A 15,411-nucleotide genomic window follows, 5' to 3' on the forward strand; every position below is an offset into this window, starting at 1 on the left:
TCTCGTGACCATCGATCCCCCGTTCGCCGACATCTTCCCGGAGCCGATGACGGCCTACATCGAAGAGCTCGCGACAGCGGAGGAACTCCCGGTTGTCGCCATCGGCGCCTGCCTCGTGCGCCACGAGGAAGCGGCGCCGCATCTGCGCCGGGCCCTTGCGCATGCGGCTGACGGCAAGGTCGCGAACGAAGGCGAGGCCCTCCAGTTCTTTCGGGCGTTGCACATTCTTGCCGGCCAGCGCGATTCGCGATCGTTCCCGCTCCTAATACGGTTGCTGCAGGCCCCCGAAGAAGAGGTCGAATGGCTGCTCGGCGACGCCATCACCGAGACCCTGCCGAAGATCGCCGCCAGCCTGTTCGACGGCGATGCGGATACGCTGTTCGAGGCCATCGCCAACCCTGACATCGAGCCATCGGCCAGGGGAGCGCTGCTGGCAGCAGCGGCCTTTCTCACCTGGGAGGGACGAATCGACCGATCACGGACGATCGCTCTCCTGGAGCGGCTTGCCGCAGCGGAGCCAACGCCCGGTGACGACCTGCTATGGTACGATTGGAGCGCGGCGATCGCGGTGCTTGGCCTGCGCCAACTCGAACCTCTCGTGAGCGAGGCCGAGACTCGGGAGGTGTTGGACGACCAACTGTTCGACCGCGATCGCTTCGAGCGCCTGCTCGAACAGGCGGAACGATCGCCCGATGACGTGGCGCGCTTCAAGGATGCAGGCCTCGGCCATATCGACGATGTCGTCGAGGCCTTGCAGCTCTTTCCATATGCAGACGATGACGAAACGGGCGGATCGGGCGACTGGCCGGAAGACCAGCCTCTCGCTCAGCCCGTGACCAACCCCTGGCGCCATGTCGGCCGCAACGACCCGTGTCCCTGCGGCAGCGGCAAGAAGGCCAAGCGCTGCTGCCTCGCCGCTTAGGGAGGGCGGCTGTCGCGAGGCGGCCTGACACACGTGCCGTCGCCTCCTATGGTGCGCGGGCATCCGGCCGATTCCGGCCGCAGCGTGCCCGGTTGCCGGAGGCGGCGTGATGAGCATCGAGTTTCTCCTGACGAGCCTGATCGTCGTGGTGTCGCCGGGCACCGGCGTGCTGTTCACCCTGGCGACCGGCCTGACGCGCGGCGCGCGAGCGAGCGTGGTCGCCGCCTTCGGCTGCACGCTCGGCATCGTGCCGCACATGGCGGCGGCCATCCTCGGGCTGGCCGCGCTGCTTCACACCAGCGCCATCGCCTTCCAGACCTTCAAGTACCTGGGCGTCGCCTATCTCCTCTACATGGCGTGGATGACCCTGCGTGAGCAGGGCGGCGCGCTCGCCGTCGACGCCGAGACTTCGGAGCGTTCCTCGCTGCAGGTGATCGGCCATGCCATCCTGATCAACATCCTGAACCCCAAGCTCTCGATCTTCTTCCTCGCCTTCCTGCCGCAGTTCGTCAGCGCCGACGAGAGCCATCCCATGCTGCGCCTGTCGGAGCTGTCGGGCGTCTTCATGCTGCTGACCTTCGTGGTCTTCGTCGGCTACGGCCTGTTCGCCGCCGCGATCCGCCGACACGTCATCTCCCGTCCCGCCGTGCTGGCCTGGATGCGGCGCGTCTTCGCCGGCGCCTTCGCCGCCCTGGGCGCCAAGCTCGCCTTCGCCGATCGATGACGCCGACACGCTTTCGCTGGTTCGTCGTCTTCCTGCTGTTCGCGATCACCGCGGTCAACTACGTCGACCGCGCCGCCATCTCCTATGCCATCCCGCGCATCCAGCACGAGCTCGGCCTGTCGCCCGAGGCGAGCGGCGCCATCCTCGGCGCCTTTTTCGAGGACGGTTTCCTGCTGGTGGCGGCGCTGGCCCTGTCGTCGGTGGCGGCGGTGCTGCTGTTCCACCATCCCGACCGCGACCGCGAGGCCTCAGACCTGCAGGCGTGAGGCGATGCGGTCGGTGATGTCCTGCGGATGGGCCAGGATGGCGGCGAGCGCGGCCTCGACGCCCGCCGCCGCCGTCTCGACCGACATGCTGGGCGCGCCGAGATTGGCCTCGAGCGCGGCGACCTCGGGGAGGTGCGGGAGATGGATCCAGCCGGCGCGGATCGGCAGGCCGCCGACGGCGACATGGTGCAGGATGCCGTACATCAGGTGGTTGCAGCAGAAGGTGCCGCCGGTGTCGGAAATGTCGGCCGGGATGCCGGCGTCGCGCATCGCCCGCACCATGGCGCGGAGCGGCAGCGTGGCGTGGTAGGCGACCGGGCCGTCCGGCACCGTCGGGACGTCCTGCAGCAGCGCCCCGGCATTGTCGCGGAGGCCGTAGCGCGCGCCGTCATTCAGGTTCTGCGCGATCCTCTCCACCGTGATCATGGCGCGACCGCCGAACTCGCCCATCATCACCACGATCTGCGGTCGGATCTCGGAAATGGCCGCCTGGACCACGTCGATGGCGGTGAAGAACGTGTTCGGCACGATCCACGACACGATCGCCGCGTCGCCGACCGAGCGGCCATCGAGCCGGCGCGCCACCTGCTCGGCCGGATTGACGGGGGTCGTGCCGAAGGCTTCGAAGCCGGTCAGCAGGATGGTCTGCGAGGAGCGATTCATCAGGCTGGTCCTTCACGGTGGCAGGGAATGGCGGACGACGGGCGCGCGAGCGGCGCGTCGTCGCGTTACGCCTGGAGCCTGATCCGGATGCGCAGCCTTCGGGCGGGCGCATGCGAAGAGGGGAGTCGCGAGCGACTCCGTCACCTCTCATAGCGCCCTAGGTCGCCCGTGTCCCCAGAATGTCCGAGGCCGCGGCGACGCGCCGCCGCGTGTCGTCCGCCGTGCCGACGGTGATGCGCAGGTACGGCGCCGTGCGCGGCCTGGCGAAATGCCGGACCAGCACCGCCCGATCGCGCAATGCCGACGCCAGGGTTGCGCCGTCCATCGCCGGATGCCGGGCGAAGACGAAATTCGCACGCGACGGCAGGACCACGAACCCGAGCTCGCCCAGTGCCCGGACCAGCGCGTCGCGGCCCTCGACAATGCGCGCGCAGCTCTCGCGAAAATAGGTCTCGTCCCGCACCGAGGCCGTCGCGCCGGCCTGCGCGATCCGGCCGAGCGGATAGGAGTTGAAGCTGTCCTTCACCCGGACCAGCGCCTCGACCAGCCCGGAGTCGCCGATCGCATAGCCGACGCGCAGGCCGGCCAGGCCACGCGACTTCGACATCGTCTGCACGACCAGCAGGTTGGGATGATCGGCGACCAGCGGGATGGCGCTCTCGCCGCCGAAATCGACATAGGCCTCGTCGATCACCACGGGGATGTCACGATGCTCGTCGAGCAGCCCGGCGATCTCGGCCCGCGACAGCGCAATGCCGGTCGGCGCGTTGGGGTTGGCGAGGATGATCGCGCCCGCGTCGCGCCGGTAGTCCGCGATGCGCACCCGCATCTCGTCGTCCAGCGGCACGGTCTCGCAGGCGACATCGAACAGCTGCGCCCAGACGGGATAGAAGCTGTACGTGACGTCGGGATACAGGAGCGGCCGCCGCTGCTTCAGGAGCGCGACGAAGGCATGCGCCAGCACCTCGTCGGAACCGTTGCCGACAAAGACCTGCTCGGGCGTCACGCCGTGGAAGGAGGCCAGCGCCTGGCGCAGCTCGGTCGCTTCGGGATCGGGATAGAGCCTGAGATCGTCGGCCGCCGCCGTCCGCATCGCGGCCAGCGCCAGCGGGGAGGGTCCGAAGGGGCTTTCGTTGGTGTTGAGCTTCACCAGATCGGCGAGGCGCGGCTGCTCGCCCGGCACGTAGGGCGAGAGGTCGCGCGCGGTCCGGCTCCATAGTCTGCTCATGTGGGATGTCCGCTGGGGCTGCAGCGGCGGCTTATGACATCGCCGGACGCTGTTCGCAAAGCTTGCCCGGCCGCGGCGCAATGGCCCGGCGCGATCAGGCCGCGGCCCGCTGCGGATTCCGCCGCCGGCCACTCTCGCAATAATCGTCGAGCCACCCCGTCCGTCCCCCGCCCTCCGACCACAGCAGCGGGAAGAAGCTCTCGTCCATCGAGGGATCGTCGGTGCGCTGGTACCGGCGATAGATGTAGCCGCCCGGCCGGTCGCTGAACTGCGCCAGGGCGGGGATCATGTGGACGCCGATCGAGCGACGCATGCGATCGCCGGTCTCGTTCGGACCGGAGCCATGCCAGATCTCGCCGGCGTGAAATACGCACGTGCCTGCCGGCACCTCGATGAAGACCGGATCCGGCGGCTCGACGCCCGCCGCCGCGGCGGCCGCCTTCATCTGCGCCCGATAGTCTTGCTGGCCATGGAACGCCTCCGGCAGGGACGTCAGCGGCCACAGATGGGAGCCTGGCACATACTCGAGGGTTCCTGCGTCGCGATGCGTGTCGTCGAGCGTGACCCAGCAGGTCACGGTCTGCGCCGGATCGAGGAAATCCATGAAGGACGAATCCTGATGATGGGCGATCGGCTTGGTCCGGGGCGCCTTCCACCAGATCGTATCCTGCCCGAGCCGGACGCCGGACCATGCCGTGAGCCGCGCGACGGCCTGACCGATATCGGCCGAGAGGGCCAGCCTCGCCACGGCGAGATCCGACTTCCAGGCATTCGCGATATGACGCGTCACGTCGGGAAGGCTCATGCCCTCGCGCCAGTACCACTCGTCGGGATAGACGCCTGTGTCGAACCGGCCCGCGAAGAGCTTCGGGAAGCTCTCGCGCAGCGCAGCGATCCGATCCTCGGCCAGGACGCGCTCGACGATGAGATAGCCGTCTCGGCGGAAGCGCTCGACCTCGGCCGCGCCGACGCGGGAGAGCAGGGGCAGATCGAAGGCAGGCATGACGACTACCGTCTGTTCATTTCGCCAGTTGGCGATACTATCATCGCCATGGCTGCCTATAGACCGAATGAATTACGGTCCAACGTCGCCGAATCCGAGCTGGACCGAACGGATATCGGCATCCTGCGCCTTCTGCAGAACAATGCTCGTCTGTCGGTGAAGGAGATCGCCGCGGAGGTCGGCCTCGCGCCGTCGTCGGCCCATGGGCGGATTCAGCGGCTGCGCGACAGCGGAATCCTCCTCGGCGCCCATGTCGACGTCGAGCCGAAGGCGCTGGGGATCGGGCTGGAAGCCCTCTTCATGATCGAACTGGCGAAGCACAAGCGCAGCACGGTCGACCGCTTCCTGGACGACATCGTCGACGTGCCGGAGGTTCGCTTCGCCTTCCTCGTGACAGGACGCTACGACCTCGTCGTCCACGTCGTCGTGCGGGATACGCAGCACCTCAAGGATCTCGCCCTCGACCATTTCACGAACCGTCCCGGCGTCACCCGCATCGAGACGTCGATCGTCTTCGATGCCCGGCGACGGCACGAACTTCCCGTCTTCCGGTCGCTGAAGGCGGCAGCCGGCGGGGCAGCAGGAACGGTCGATCGCCCGCCCGGCCCGCGGCGTCGGTCGCGATAGAGCGCCTTTGGTGGGGCGTGGGGATTTGAGCGGCGGGTCCAGGACGTACCGGCCGCATCAGCTGGGGCCAAGCACCGACGATCGGCCGGCGCCTGCGGTTCCGTCACCACGATCGCTTCGCTGAAAATTGGAGCGGGCGAAGGGATTCGAACCCTCGACCCCGACCTTGGCAAGGTCGTGCTCTACCCCTGAGCTACGCCCGCGCTCCGTATCCGGCCGGGTAGGTGCCGGAAGGCGGCGTTGATACGGGTTTTCGTGGCCCTTGGCAAGCGCCCGGGAAGCCCCGCCGGCGGGACCCTCAGCCGCGCGCCAGGAGGCCCTGCAGGTACTTGCCGTACTCGCTCTCCCGGATGGGCTGGATCAGCCGCTCGAGCCCGGCATTGTCGATATAGCCCTTGCGCCAGGCGACCTCCTCGGGGCTGCCGATCTGCAGCCCCTGGCGGGATTCGACGGTCTCGACGAACTGGGCCGCGCGCAGGAGGCTGGACGGCGTGCCGGTGTCGAGCCAGGCGTAGCCGCGCCCGAGCTTCTCGACCGTGAGCCGGCCCACCCTCATGTAGTGCGCGTTGATGTCGGTGATCTCGAGCTCGCCGCGCGCCGAGCGGGTCAGCCCGGCTGCCACGTCGCAGACGTCGCCGTCGTAGAAATAGAGGCCCGTCACCGCCCAGTTCGAGTGCGGCTGCCGGGGCTTCTCGACGATCGACACGGGGCGCTCGTCGGCATCGAGCTCGATCACGCCGTAGGCCGAGGGATCGCTCACCCAGTAGGCGTAGATCACCGCGCCCGGCCCGCGCGCGCCGCGTTCGGCCACCGCCGGCAGCGAATCGCCGTAGAACAGGTTGTCGCCCAGGATCAGCCCGACCCGGTCGCCGCCGACGAACTCGCGCCCGATCAGGAAGACTTCCGCGATGCCGCCGGGCCGGGGCTGCACGGCATAGCTGATCTCGAGTCCCCACTGGCGACCGTCGCCGAACAGGCGGCGATAGGCCTCCTCGTCCTGCGGATTGACCACCAGCAGGATCTGCCGGCATCCGGCCAGCATCAGCGTGCTGAGCGGATAGTAGACCATGGGCTTGTTGTAGATCGGCAGGAGCTGCTTGTTGGCCGCCCGCGTCATCGGGTAAAGCCGCGTGCCGCTGCCGCCCGACAGAACGATTCCCTTCATCCCCACGATGTAAATCGACCCCATGCTCGACCCGCAACAACTATTCGCCCGGCTCGACTCGCTGGGCATCGCCCACCGCACCGTCGAGCACGCGCCGGTCTTCACCGTCGAAGAGGCCAAGGCGCTGCGCGGCGACCTGCCCGGCCACCACATCAAGAACCTCTTCCTGCGCAACAAGAAGGAAGAGATGTGGCTGGTCGTGGCGCTGGAGGACCGCACCGTCGACCTCAAGCGCCTGGGCGAGGTGCTCGGCGCGGGGCGGCTGTCCTTCGGCAGTCCCGAACGGCTGCAGCGCCATCTCGGCGTGGCGCCGGGCTCGGTGACGCCGCTCGCCCTCGCCAACGACCTTGCCGGTACCGTGCGAGTAGCCCTCGACCGCGGCCTGCTCGAGGGCGGTCCGGTCAACGCCCACCCGCTGGTCAACAGCATGACCACGGCGCTATCGGGCGCCGACCTGCTGCGCTTCCTCGCCGCCACCGGGCACGAACCGCGCTGGCTCGAGTTTCCGTTATAGTATAACAATTGCGTCCATGATGCAGAGGCGCTCCTTCCTGGCAGCGGCGGCGGGGCTCGCCTGCCGCCCCGCCGCCGCCGGCGACCGGCCGAAGGTCGTCGCGACCTTCTCGATCCTGGGCGACCTGGTGCGGCAGGTCGCGGGCGACCGGGTGGAGCTCGCCGTCCTGGTCGGCCCCGACAGCGACGCCCACGCCTATCAGCCGCGTCCCGCCGACGCCCGGCAGCTCGCCGACGCCCAGGTCATGGTGAGCAACGGCCTGGGCTTCGAGGGCTGGATCGAGCGGCTGGCCAAGGCTGCGCCCTTCCGGGGCCGCGCCATCGTCGCCAGCACCGGCGTCGCGACGCTGGAGGCCGCTTCCCTGCCGGGCCACGCGCATGCCCATGGTCCCGACCCGCACTGCTGGCAGGATGTCGGCCGCACCCGCCGCTATGTCGAGACCATCGTCGCCGGCCTGGCCGCGGCCGATCCGCCGGGCGCCGCCGGATATCGCGAGCGTGGCGCGGCCTACGACCGCCGGCTGGCGATCCTCGACGCATGGATCCGGGAGGAGATCGGCCGCGTGCCCGCGCCGCAGCGCCGCGTCATCACCAGCCACGATGCCTTCCACTATTTCCAGGCGGCCTACGGCGTGACGTTCCTCGCGCCGCGCGGCGTCAGCACCGAGAGCGAGCCGTCGGCGCGCGACCTCGCGCTCCTGATCCGCCAGATTCGCGAGCAGAAGATCCGCGCCCTGTTCCTGGAGAACATGGGCAATCCGCGCCTGATCGAGCAGATCGCGCGCGAGACCGGCGGCATCGTCGGCCCGCGCCTGTACAGCGATTCCCTCTCGGGACCCGACGGTCCGGCCGCGACCTACGAGGCGATGATGCGCCACAATGCCGGGGCGCTGGTCGCCGGCATGGCGCGCAACTGACGCGCAGCTATACGGCCACGAAGGGCAGGCCCGCAGCGCGACGCGCTTCCTGCAGCGTGTTGTACATCAGGCATGCCACCGTCATCGGGCCGACGCCGCCCGGCACGGGGGTGACGTGCCCGGCCACCGCCGCCACCTCGTCGAAGGCGACGTCGCCCACCAGTCGGCTCTTGCCGTCGGCGGCGGCCACGCGGTTGATGCCGACGTCGATCACCGTCGCGCCCGGCTTGATCCAGTCCCCGCGCACGAACTGCGGCCGGCCGATCGCCGCCACCACGATGTCGGCGCGACGGGAGAGCGCGGGCAGGTCGCGCGTGCGCGAATGGGCGATCGTCACCGTGCAGTCGGCCCGCAGCAGCAGCTGCGCCACCGGACGGCCGACCAGGGTCGAGCGGCCGATCACCAGCGCGTCGCTGCCGGACAGCGAGCCCAGCACGTCCTGCAGCAGCATCGATACGCCGAGCGGCGTGCACGGGACGGGGAAGTCGAGCGGCCCGCCCGGCGCCACCGAGCCCAGGCGGCCGACATTGCTGGGGTGGAAGCCATCGACGTCCTTGGCCGGGTCGATCGCCAGCAGCACCTTGGCCGGGTCGATGTGCCGGGGCAGCGGCAGCTGAACCAGGATGCCGTGGACGGCCGGGTCGAGGTTCAGCCGTGCGATCAGCTCGAGCAGCTCGGCCTCGGTCGTGGCCGCCGGCAGGCGGTGATCGAAGCTCGCCATGCCGAGCTCGGCCGCCATCCTGCCCTTGCTGCGGACATAGACGTCGCTGGCCGGATCGTCGCCGACCAGCACCGTCGCCAGGCCGGGCTTCGGTCCGCCTTCGGCGGCAAGGGCCGCCACGCCGGCCCCTACGCGCTGGCGCAGGCCGGCCGCGAAGGCCTTGCCGTCGATCACATTTGCCTTTCCCATCACCCTGATCCCTGGTCCCTCGTCCATTTTCCGATCCGTTCCGCCAGCGCCGCCGGGTCTCCGGCGATGCCGACGACCTTCTCGCGGCCGGTCGCGCCACGCACGACCTCCATGGCCGATTTGGGGATGCGCCAGGCGCCGGCCAGCAGCGCGAGCACCGCCTGGTTGGCCTTGCCGTCTTCCGGTGCCTCGGTGACTGCGGCCTTCAGGCCCTCGGCCGTGCCGGCGAGGCCGGCGCGGCGCGCCCGCGGCTGCACGCGCAGGACCACCGTCACCCCCGTCGCGATCCGGCGCAGGAAAGCCGGATCGCCGGCGAAAGCGGTCAGCGGATCAGCGCCGGCCAGACATACTCCCAGAGAAGATTGCGCACGAAGAAGAGGCCGAGCAGCAGGATCACCGGCGAGATGTCGACGCCGCCGAGATTGGGCAGCACGCGACGGAGCGGCCGCAGGACGGGCTCCGTGAGCCGGTACAGGAGGTCCACGATCACGCGGATGAACTGGTTGCGCACGTTCACCACGCCGAAGGCCACCAGCCAGCTCATGATGGCGCTGGCGATCACCACCCACGTATAGATGTTGATCACTTCGTCGATCAGTTTCGCCAGCGACAGCATCGCCTCTCCGCTCCCCGGGCGGGCTCGCGGCCCGCGCGGCACCCTACTCGGCCAAGAATGAAGATCACAAGCCCATTTCGGTCACAGGATCACGCTCGCGACAGGGCGAACTCGACCGCGCCGAAGCGGATCGAACGCGCGGCGCTGATATCGCGGGGACCGTGCTCGGGCAGGAGTCGCGCGCCGTCTATGAAGGTGCCGCCCGGCGTGCCGAGATCCTCGAGACCGAGCCGGCCGGCGGCGACCAGCACACGCGCGTGCGGCCGGCCCAACGACGGATCCGGCACCGACAGCTCGGCGGCGCCCGCGGCCGGCGAGCCCGTGACGACATAGGTGCCGGGCGCCGCGTCGACGGCCAGCGCGAGCGCACCGCCGCCCGGCAGCGCGCCGGTGAGCCGCCACAGGCGGCGATCGGCCAGCGCCATGGCGGGCGGCGGCAGCACCTGCGGCGGCACGGTCGCGCCGCCCGATGCCGTCGCGTAGCCCAGCGCCTGTTGCGGCTCGTCGCGCGGCCAGCGCATGAACGCAAAGACCCAGAGCAGCACCAGCGGCACGATCGTGCCGACCGCCGTCAGGGTCAGCAGGATCGCCCCGAGGCCCGCCCAGCCCGGCAGCCCGGCCTTGGCGACGATGCGCCAGGCCATCCAGCCGGCCAGGACCAGGCCGACCAGCGCGAACACGCTGGTGATGCCGAACAGGCCCATGAGCGCGGGGATCTCGAGACCCATCATCGGCGATCGCCGGAAGAGGCCTCGCCGTTCGGCCAGTCGCTGAAGGCGAGCACGGCCATGACGATGAACGAGCCGATCACCGGCACGAGATGGAACAGCGACAGCGCGCCCGAGAAGCCGGCGCGGGTGCATATGCGCCAGGTCGGGATGATGAGGACGAGCGACACGACGAGGTGCGCGAACGCCAGGAAGAACAGCGCGACCGCGCCCAGGCCGAGCAGCCAGGCGATGACGGTGGCCACGGGCGTCAGGCCAGCGCCACGACTTCGATCTCGACCAGCACGTCGCGCGGCAGGCGCGCCGCCTCGATGGTCGTGCGCGCCGGCGGATGGGCGCCGAAATATTCGGGCTGCCCGTAGACCTCGTTCATGGCGGCGAAGCTGTCCATCGACTTCAGGAACACCGTCGTCTTGACCGCGCGGTCGAGATCGCTGCCGGCCGCCTTGAGCACCGCCCGCAGGTTCTTGAGGACCTGGTGGGTCTGCTCGGCGATCCCGCCCGGCACGACCTCGCCGCTCCTAGGATCGAGGGGAATCTGGCCGGCGCAGAACACCAGGCCGTTGGCCACGATGGCCTGCGAATAGGGTCCGAGCGCCTTGGGCGCGGCGTCGGACAGGACGGCCTTCTTGCTGCGATCGGTCACTGGCAAACTCCCTGACAATGGGCCGGAACGCTAACACAGGCCGGTTTGCTTGACAGGGGACCCGCCAACCATTATCCGCGCCTTCCTCAGGCCTTTTTCTCGGGGCCATCGGTTGATGGGGGGCTGTAGCTCAGCTGGGAGAGCGCCTCGTTCGCAATGAGGAGGTCAGGGGTTCGATCCCCCTCAGCTCCACCAACCGCCGGGAATGACAATCCGCCGCCATGCGCGGCAAACTGCCGGCCTCATGCTGGTCCGCAAACGTCATCCCACGCCCGCCGATCTCGGGCTCGAACCTCACGAAGGCCGCATCCTCCAGGCACTCGCCTCGCCGAGACGCATCCAGGAGTTCGTCATCGGCCTCAACGCCAATTTCGAGGAATCGGGCGACACGCTGCGCTCGGTGCGCGGCGTGCTGCGCTACCGTCGCGCCCATTGCATCGAGGCGGCCCTGCTCGCGGCGGCGGCGCTGTGGCTGCAGGGCGAGCCGCCGCTGCTGATGGACCTGACGGCGAGCGGCGATTCCGACCATGTCGTCGCCGTCTTCCGCCGCCACGGCTGCTGGGGCGCGATCTCCAAGAGCAATCATGTCTGGCTGCGCTGGCGCGACCCCGTCTACCGCAGCCTGCGCGAGCTCGCGATGTCGTACTTCCACGAGTACACGTGCTGGGAGCGCAAGACGCTGCGCGGCCATTCGGACGCCTTCGACCTGCGCAAGTTCCCGCCCAAGGCGTGGGTGACCAACCGCGCGCATTGCTGGGAGGTCGGCGCCGCGCTCGACGACGCCCCGCATCACCGGTTGATCACGGCGGCGCAGGCGCGCACGCTGGCACCGCGCGACGCCATGGAGCAGCGCGCCAACGACCTGATCCAATACGAAAGCCGCGACCCTTACCGGGCGCGCCGATACTGAGGGGCTTCACGAATGAAACTCGTCCTGGCCGTCGTCCTCGCCGCTCTCGCCCTGCCTGTGCCGTCGTTCGCGCAGATCCCGCCGGAATGGCAGGCCGCGGCCCAGGCGGTGGTCGGCGAGCTCGAGCAGGGCACGCCGCGGGCCGAGAAGCCGTGGACGGGCGAGACGAACCAGGGCTGGTACCTCGCGCGCTCGTGGCGGCAGCGCAACAACGGCAATGTCGAGATCACGCTGAACGAGTACCTCACCTTCGTGTCCCTGTGCCGCAGCGGCTGCCCGGAGAAGACGATCGAGGGCAAGAGCTACGCCACCATGGCCAGCCGGGTGAAGGCGTTGCGCGCCGAGCAGGGCGGCCCGTATGCGCTGGCCGCCAATGCCCATGCCTGGCTGGCGGGCCTCGCCGATCCGACGGGCGCCGCCGCCCGCAACGCCCTCCTGTGGAGCCGCGACCTCGACGTGCCCGCCGCCGACTTCGCCACCGGCAACCTCTATGCGCTGGCCTGGCTGCTGGCGCGCGACCGGCCGACGCCGGCGGAGCAGGCCGACACCTTCTCGCGCTACGCCCTGCTGGTGCAGGAAAAGGGCTGGATCGGCAGCCGCTGCCTCGACATCTCCGAGGTGGCGACGGTGCTCGACGCACCGCCGCTCATCAAGGCCTGCCAGTAGAGCCTAAGTCGCGGTCACTCGGCCGCGATCGATTCCTTCACGAACCTCTTGGCGTCGAAATCGTCGGCGACCTTCATGTCGTTGGCGATCAGCTGCTCGACGTCGATCTTCGTGTATTCCATCACGCCCATGTCGCCGAGCGCCTTCTGGACCTTCGGCCCGAACAGGCCGATCTCCTTCAGGATCGGCACGATGCGCGTGAACAGCCGCGAGCGGAAGTTCTGCATGGCGCCCGAATGGTAGGCGTGCTCCAGCATCTCCTTCACCGGCAGGCCGGAGCGCATCCACACCTCGGCCTGGTTGAAGCGGTCGCGCATGAAGTAGAGCGCCTCGACCGTGAACTCCTCGCGCTCGGCGCGCTCGGCATCCGACAGCTGCGGGTAGTACTCGCGCAGCGCCATGCGGCCGAAGGTGACGTGCCGCGCCTCGTCCTGCATGACATAGGCGTTGACCGCGGCGGCGAGGTTGTTCGAGGCGCTGTCGCGGATGCGCTGGAAGGCGGCCAGCGCCAGTCCCTCGATCAGCACCTGCATGCCGAGATAGGTCATGTCCCAGCGCCGGTCGGTCAGCGTCTGCTCGAGCAGGTTCTTGAGCGAATCGGTGATCGGATAGGCCGACTTGAACTTCTCGTGGATCAGCCGCTTGTAGCTCTCGACGTGGCGCGCCTCGTCCATGACCTGGGTCGCGGCGTAGAACTTGGCATTCATGTCGGGCACGGTGTTGACGATCTTGGCGGTCGCGATCAGCGCGCCCTGCTCGCCGTGCATGAACTGGCAGATCGAATGGCACTGCAGGTTGAAGCGCAGCCAGTTCTTCTCCTTCTCGGTCATCTTGTCCCAGAAGGGCGAGCCGTAGATCGGGATGGTCTCGTCGGCCATGCCCATCGGGTTTTCCTCGAACAGCTCCTGCGACCAGTCGATCCGGGTCGAGGTGTCCCACTGCTGCTGCTTGCCCTTCTCGTAGAGGTTCAGCAGGTCGGCCGAGCCGTCCTCGTATTCCCAGTTGAAGGCGATCTCGGTCGCGCCGTCGAACTTCCATTCCGTGATGTCGACGGGGAGCTGGTAGATCTTCTGGGTCGTCATGGGTCTTGCCTCCTGTCGCTGAACGCGGTCCATTCCCCAATCGGAGCAATCAAAAATGACGCTCCGTTCATTTTTCAGGCGGAACCTAGCACAGTCTGCTAGGAGAGTCCCGCCCGCAGAATGCACGTCATCTGAACGCAGGTTTACCGAATGGCCTACGACACGCTGCGCATCGCCAAGATCGTCCAGGAAACGCCCGATGCGCGCTCCTTCATCCTCGAGGTCCCCGCCGACCTCGCCGCCAAGTACCGCTATCGCGCCGGCCAGTTCCTGACCTTCCGGGTCAGCCATCCCGAGGGCGTCTTCAACCGCTGCTACTCGCTGTCGAGCGCGCCGGAGACCGACAGCCTGCCCAAGGTCACGGTCAAGCGCGTGGCCGGCGGCAAGGGCTCGAACTGGTTCCACGACGCCCTGAAGGAGGGCGCCGTGATCGAGGTGCTGCCGCCGGCCGGCCGCTTCGTGCTGAGCGATCGCGACGCGCCGCTGCTGCTGTTCGGTGGCGGCAGCGGCATCACGCCCATGATGTCGCTGGTGAAGTCGGCCCTGAAGGCGGGCAAGCGCCGCATCCGGCTGTTCTACGCCAACCGCGACAAGGCCTCGGTGATCTTCGACGCCGAGTTCGAGGCGCTGGTGAAGGCCCATCCCGGCCGCCTCGAGGTCGTGCACCACCTCGACGACACGCATGGGCTGACACAGGCCAAGGAGGTCGCCGCGGCGGTCGCGGGCTTCGAGGATGCCGAGGCCTATCTCTGCGGGCCGGGCCCCTTCATGACCGTGGTCGAGAACGCCCTGCTGGCCGCCGGCCTGCCGCGCGAGCGGGTCCTGATCGAGCGCTTCGAGGCCTCGGGCAACGATGCCGTCCCGATCGAGCCGCAGGACGGCGAGGTCGTGCCCAGCGAGATCACCATCCATTTCGAGGGCAAGGCCCACAAGGTGCCCTACGCCAAGGGCCAGACCATCCTCGAGGCGGCGCGCAAGGCCGGCCTCAACCCGCTCTCGTCCTGCGAGGAAGGCTTCTGTGCCTCGTGCGCCGCCAAGCGCATCAAGGGCAAGATCGTGCTGGCGAAGAACGACATCTACACCGACGACGATCTCGCCAATAACTGGATCCTCACCTGCCAGGGCCACTGTTTCGGCCCGGAGGTCGAGATCACCTACGACGTGGTGTGACGATCGCGCGGCCGCACATCGAGGCGACGCTGCTCACGGTGATCGCCGGCATCGCCGATGCGGTCGGCTACATCACCATGGGCGGCGTCTTCGCCGCCAACATGACCGGCAACACGGTGCTGGCCGGCATCGCCGCGGCCGAGAGCCGGTACGCCGACGCTGCCCGGCACCTGATGCCGCTGGTCGCCTTCTTCGCCGGCGCCATGCTGGCGCGCCTGATGCTGCGCCTGTGGGATCGCCGCTCGTTGCCGATCCTGGTCGAGATCGTGCTGGTCGCCGGCCTCGGCTTCCTGCCGATCGGCGTCGAAGCGCAGGTGATGGTGCTGGCGCTGGCGATGGGCCTGCAGGCCGCCGCCATCACCCATTTCGCCGGCGCCGCCGTCAGCACCGTGGTGGTGACGAGCACGCTGGCGCGCACCGCAGAGGCCGCGGTCGACCGGCTGTGGCCGGGTACGGGCAAGTCGCTGCCCACCGTCAACATGCCGAGCCTGCTGGCGCTCAGCTGGACCGGCTACCTGGTCGGTGCGGCGGCGGGCGCGTTTCTGCTCAAGACCATCGCCTGGCCGCTGCTGGTCCCGGCCGCCCTGCTGGTGCTCGTCATCCTGGTGTGACGCTCACATCGGCAGTGGCAGGACTTGCCGCCCTGACAGGAAGC

Annotated in this window: 21 protein-coding genes and 2 tRNA genes; 11 read left to right on the top strand and 12 right to left on the bottom strand. The window is 68.9% G+C overall.

Features of this window, described 5'->3' with window-relative positions:
* Positions 1 to 4: 4 nt before the first annotated feature.
* From ACO073_RS03255 to ACO073_RS03265, 3 genes are all read left to right on the top strand, one after another.
* The gene (locus tag ACO073_RS03255; protein ID WP_421995216.1) at positions 5 to 922 is read left to right on the top strand and encodes a DUF1186 domain-containing protein; all 918 of its coding nucleotides are present in this window, start codon (positions 5 to 7) and stop codon (positions 920 to 922) included.
* 109 nt (positions 923 to 1,031) lie between these two features.
* Positions 1,032 to 1,646 carry a LysE family translocator gene (locus tag ACO073_RS03260; RefSeq protein ID WP_421995218.1) on the top strand — a complete coding sequence of 205 codons (615 nt, stop codon included), beginning with the start codon at positions 1,032 to 1,034 and terminating at the stop codon, positions 1,644 to 1,646.
* Positions 1,643 to 1,912: a hypothetical protein gene (locus ACO073_RS03265; protein ID WP_421995220.1), complete on the top strand. Its 270-nt coding sequence runs from the start codon at positions 1,643 to 1,645 to the stop codon at positions 1,910 to 1,912. Before ACO073_RS03260 ends, ACO073_RS03265 begins: the two co-directional genes overlap by 4 nt.
* Here the strand turns inward: ACO073_RS03265 and pcp are convergent.
* The 3 genes from pcp to ACO073_RS03280 form a co-directional block, all read right to left on the bottom strand.
* Positions 1,895 to 2,575, bottom strand: a complete 681-nt coding sequence (gene pcp / locus ACO073_RS03270) for a pyroglutamyl-peptidase I (protein ID WP_421995222.1) — start codon at positions 2,573 to 2,575, stop codon at positions 1,895 to 1,897. The two genes, ACO073_RS03265 and pcp, sit on opposite strands and share 18 nt — an antisense overlap.
* A 157-nt stretch (positions 2,576 to 2,732) precedes the next feature.
* Positions 2,733 to 3,803 carry a histidinol-phosphate transaminase gene (hisC, locus tag ACO073_RS03275; protein WP_421995224.1) on the bottom strand — a complete coding sequence of 357 codons (1,071 nt, stop codon included), beginning with the start codon at positions 3,801 to 3,803 and terminating at the stop codon, positions 2,733 to 2,735.
* Positions 3,804 to 3,897: 94 nt separating this feature from the next.
* A complete protein-coding gene (locus ACO073_RS03280) occupies positions 3,898 to 4,698 on the bottom strand; it encodes a phytanoyl-CoA dioxygenase family protein (RefSeq protein ID WP_421997386.1) in 801 nt (266 codons plus the stop codon).
* Here ACO073_RS03280 and ACO073_RS03285 point away from each other — a divergent pair.
* Positions 4,582 to 5,433 carry an Lrp/AsnC family transcriptional regulator gene (locus tag ACO073_RS03285; RefSeq protein WP_421995226.1) on the top strand — a complete coding sequence of 284 codons (852 nt, stop codon included), beginning with the start codon at positions 4,582 to 4,584 and terminating at the stop codon, positions 5,431 to 5,433. The two genes, ACO073_RS03280 and ACO073_RS03285, sit on opposite strands and share 117 nt — an antisense overlap.
* A gap of 128 nt (positions 5,434 to 5,561) precedes the next feature.
* Here the strand turns inward: ACO073_RS03285 and ACO073_RS03290 are convergent.
* Together ACO073_RS03290 and rfbA are read right to left on the bottom strand one after the other, a co-directional pair.
* Positions 5,562 to 5,636, bottom strand: a tRNA-Gly gene (locus tag ACO073_RS03290).
* 95 nt (positions 5,637 to 5,731) lie between these two features.
* Entirely contained in the window at positions 5,732 to 6,598 is an 867-nt protein-coding gene (rfbA, locus tag ACO073_RS03295; protein ID WP_421995228.1) for a glucose-1-phosphate thymidylyltransferase RfbA, read from the bottom strand.
* Between the two features lie 22 nt (positions 6,599 to 6,620).
* Here rfbA and ACO073_RS03300 point away from each other — a divergent pair, with 22 nt between their 5' ends.
* Positions 6,621 to 7,112 carry a prolyl-tRNA synthetase associated domain-containing protein gene (locus tag ACO073_RS03300; protein WP_421995230.1) on the top strand — a complete coding sequence of 164 codons (492 nt, stop codon included), beginning with the start codon at positions 6,621 to 6,623 and terminating at the stop codon, positions 7,110 to 7,112.
* A 16-nt stretch (positions 7,113 to 7,128) separates the two neighbouring features.
* On the top strand, positions 7,129 to 8,028 hold the full coding sequence (locus ACO073_RS03305) for a metal ABC transporter solute-binding protein, Zn/Mn family (protein WP_421995232.1): 900 nt from the start codon (positions 7,129 to 7,131) through the stop codon (positions 8,026 to 8,028).
* A gap of 7 nt (positions 8,029 to 8,035) precedes the next feature.
* Here the strand turns inward: ACO073_RS03305 and folD are convergent, their stop codons facing one another.
* From folD to ACO073_RS03335, 6 genes are all read right to left on the bottom strand, one after another.
* Positions 8,036 to 8,938 carry a bifunctional methylenetetrahydrofolate dehydrogenase/methenyltetrahydrofolate cyclohydrolase FolD gene (gene folD, locus ACO073_RS03310; protein ID WP_421995234.1) on the bottom strand — a complete coding sequence of 301 codons (903 nt, stop codon included), beginning with the start codon at positions 8,936 to 8,938 and terminating at the stop codon, positions 8,036 to 8,038.
* Positions 8,938 to 9,213, bottom strand: coding sequence for a DUF167 domain-containing protein (locus ACO073_RS03315; RefSeq protein ID WP_421995236.1), 276 nt, complete (start codon positions 9,211 to 9,213; stop codon positions 8,938 to 8,940). Before ACO073_RS03315 ends, folD begins: the two co-directional genes overlap by 1 nt.
* A gap of 47 nt (positions 9,214 to 9,260) precedes the next feature.
* Positions 9,261 to 9,554 carry a YggT family protein gene (locus tag ACO073_RS03320; RefSeq protein ID WP_421995238.1) on the bottom strand — a complete coding sequence of 98 codons (294 nt, stop codon included), beginning with the start codon at positions 9,552 to 9,554 and terminating at the stop codon, positions 9,261 to 9,263.
* A gap of 89 nt (positions 9,555 to 9,643) precedes the next feature.
* Positions 9,644 to 10,282 carry an FHA domain-containing protein gene (locus ACO073_RS03325; RefSeq protein WP_421995240.1) on the bottom strand — a complete coding sequence of 213 codons (639 nt, stop codon included), beginning with the start codon at positions 10,280 to 10,282 and terminating at the stop codon, positions 9,644 to 9,646.
* A complete protein-coding gene (locus ACO073_RS03330; protein WP_421995242.1) occupies positions 10,282 to 10,527 on the bottom strand; it encodes a hypothetical protein in 246 nt (81 codons plus the stop codon). The genes ACO073_RS03325 and ACO073_RS03330 overlap by 1 nt, the downstream gene beginning before the upstream one ends.
* 5 nt (positions 10,528 to 10,532) lie before the next feature.
* The gene (locus ACO073_RS03335; protein ID WP_421995244.1) at positions 10,533 to 10,928 is read right to left on the bottom strand and encodes a RidA family protein; all 396 of its coding nucleotides are present in this window, start codon (positions 10,926 to 10,928) and stop codon (positions 10,533 to 10,535) included.
* A 119-nt stretch (positions 10,929 to 11,047) separates the two neighbouring features.
* Between ACO073_RS03335 and ACO073_RS03340 the strand changes: the two genes are divergently transcribed.
* The 3 genes from ACO073_RS03340 to ACO073_RS03350 all read left to right on the top strand — a co-directional run bounded on the left by ACO073_RS03340 (position 11,048) and on the right by ACO073_RS03350 (position 12,504).
* Positions 11,048 to 11,123, top strand: a tRNA-Ala gene (locus ACO073_RS03340).
* A 49-nt stretch (positions 11,124 to 11,172) separates the two neighbouring features.
* Entirely contained in the window at positions 11,173 to 11,838 is a 666-nt protein-coding gene (locus ACO073_RS03345) for a hypothetical protein (RefSeq protein WP_421995246.1), read from the top strand.
* A 12-nt stretch (positions 11,839 to 11,850) separates the two neighbouring features.
* On the top strand, positions 11,851 to 12,504 hold the full coding sequence (locus tag ACO073_RS03350; protein WP_421995248.1) for a hypothetical protein: 654 nt from the start codon (positions 11,851 to 11,853) through the stop codon (positions 12,502 to 12,504).
* A gap of 14 nt (positions 12,505 to 12,518) precedes the next feature.
* Here ACO073_RS03350 and ACO073_RS03355 read toward each other — a convergent pair whose 3' ends face one another.
* On the bottom strand, positions 12,519 to 13,586 hold the full coding sequence (locus ACO073_RS03355; protein WP_421995250.1) for a ferritin-like domain-containing protein: 1,068 nt from the start codon (positions 13,584 to 13,586) through the stop codon (positions 12,519 to 12,521).
* 150 nt (positions 13,587 to 13,736) lie between these two features.
* On the opposite strand from ACO073_RS03355, the gene ACO073_RS03360 reads away from it, so the two are divergent.
* Both ACO073_RS03360 and ACO073_RS03365 read left to right on the top strand, forming a co-directional pair.
* A complete protein-coding gene (locus ACO073_RS03360) occupies positions 13,737 to 14,756 on the top strand; it encodes a 2Fe-2S iron-sulfur cluster-binding protein (RefSeq protein ID WP_421995252.1) in 1,020 nt (339 codons plus the stop codon).
* Positions 14,753 to 15,367 carry a YoaK family protein gene (locus ACO073_RS03365; protein ID WP_421995254.1) on the top strand — a complete coding sequence of 205 codons (615 nt, stop codon included), beginning with the start codon at positions 14,753 to 14,755 and terminating at the stop codon, positions 15,365 to 15,367. Before ACO073_RS03360 ends, ACO073_RS03365 begins: the two co-directional genes overlap by 4 nt.
* The last annotated feature ends 44 nt before the right edge of the window (positions 15,368 to 15,411 follow it).

The organism is Reyranella sp. (assembly GCF_965229815.1).
Classification (GTDB): domain Bacteria; phylum Pseudomonadota; class Alphaproteobacteria; order Reyranellales; family Reyranellaceae; genus Reyranella.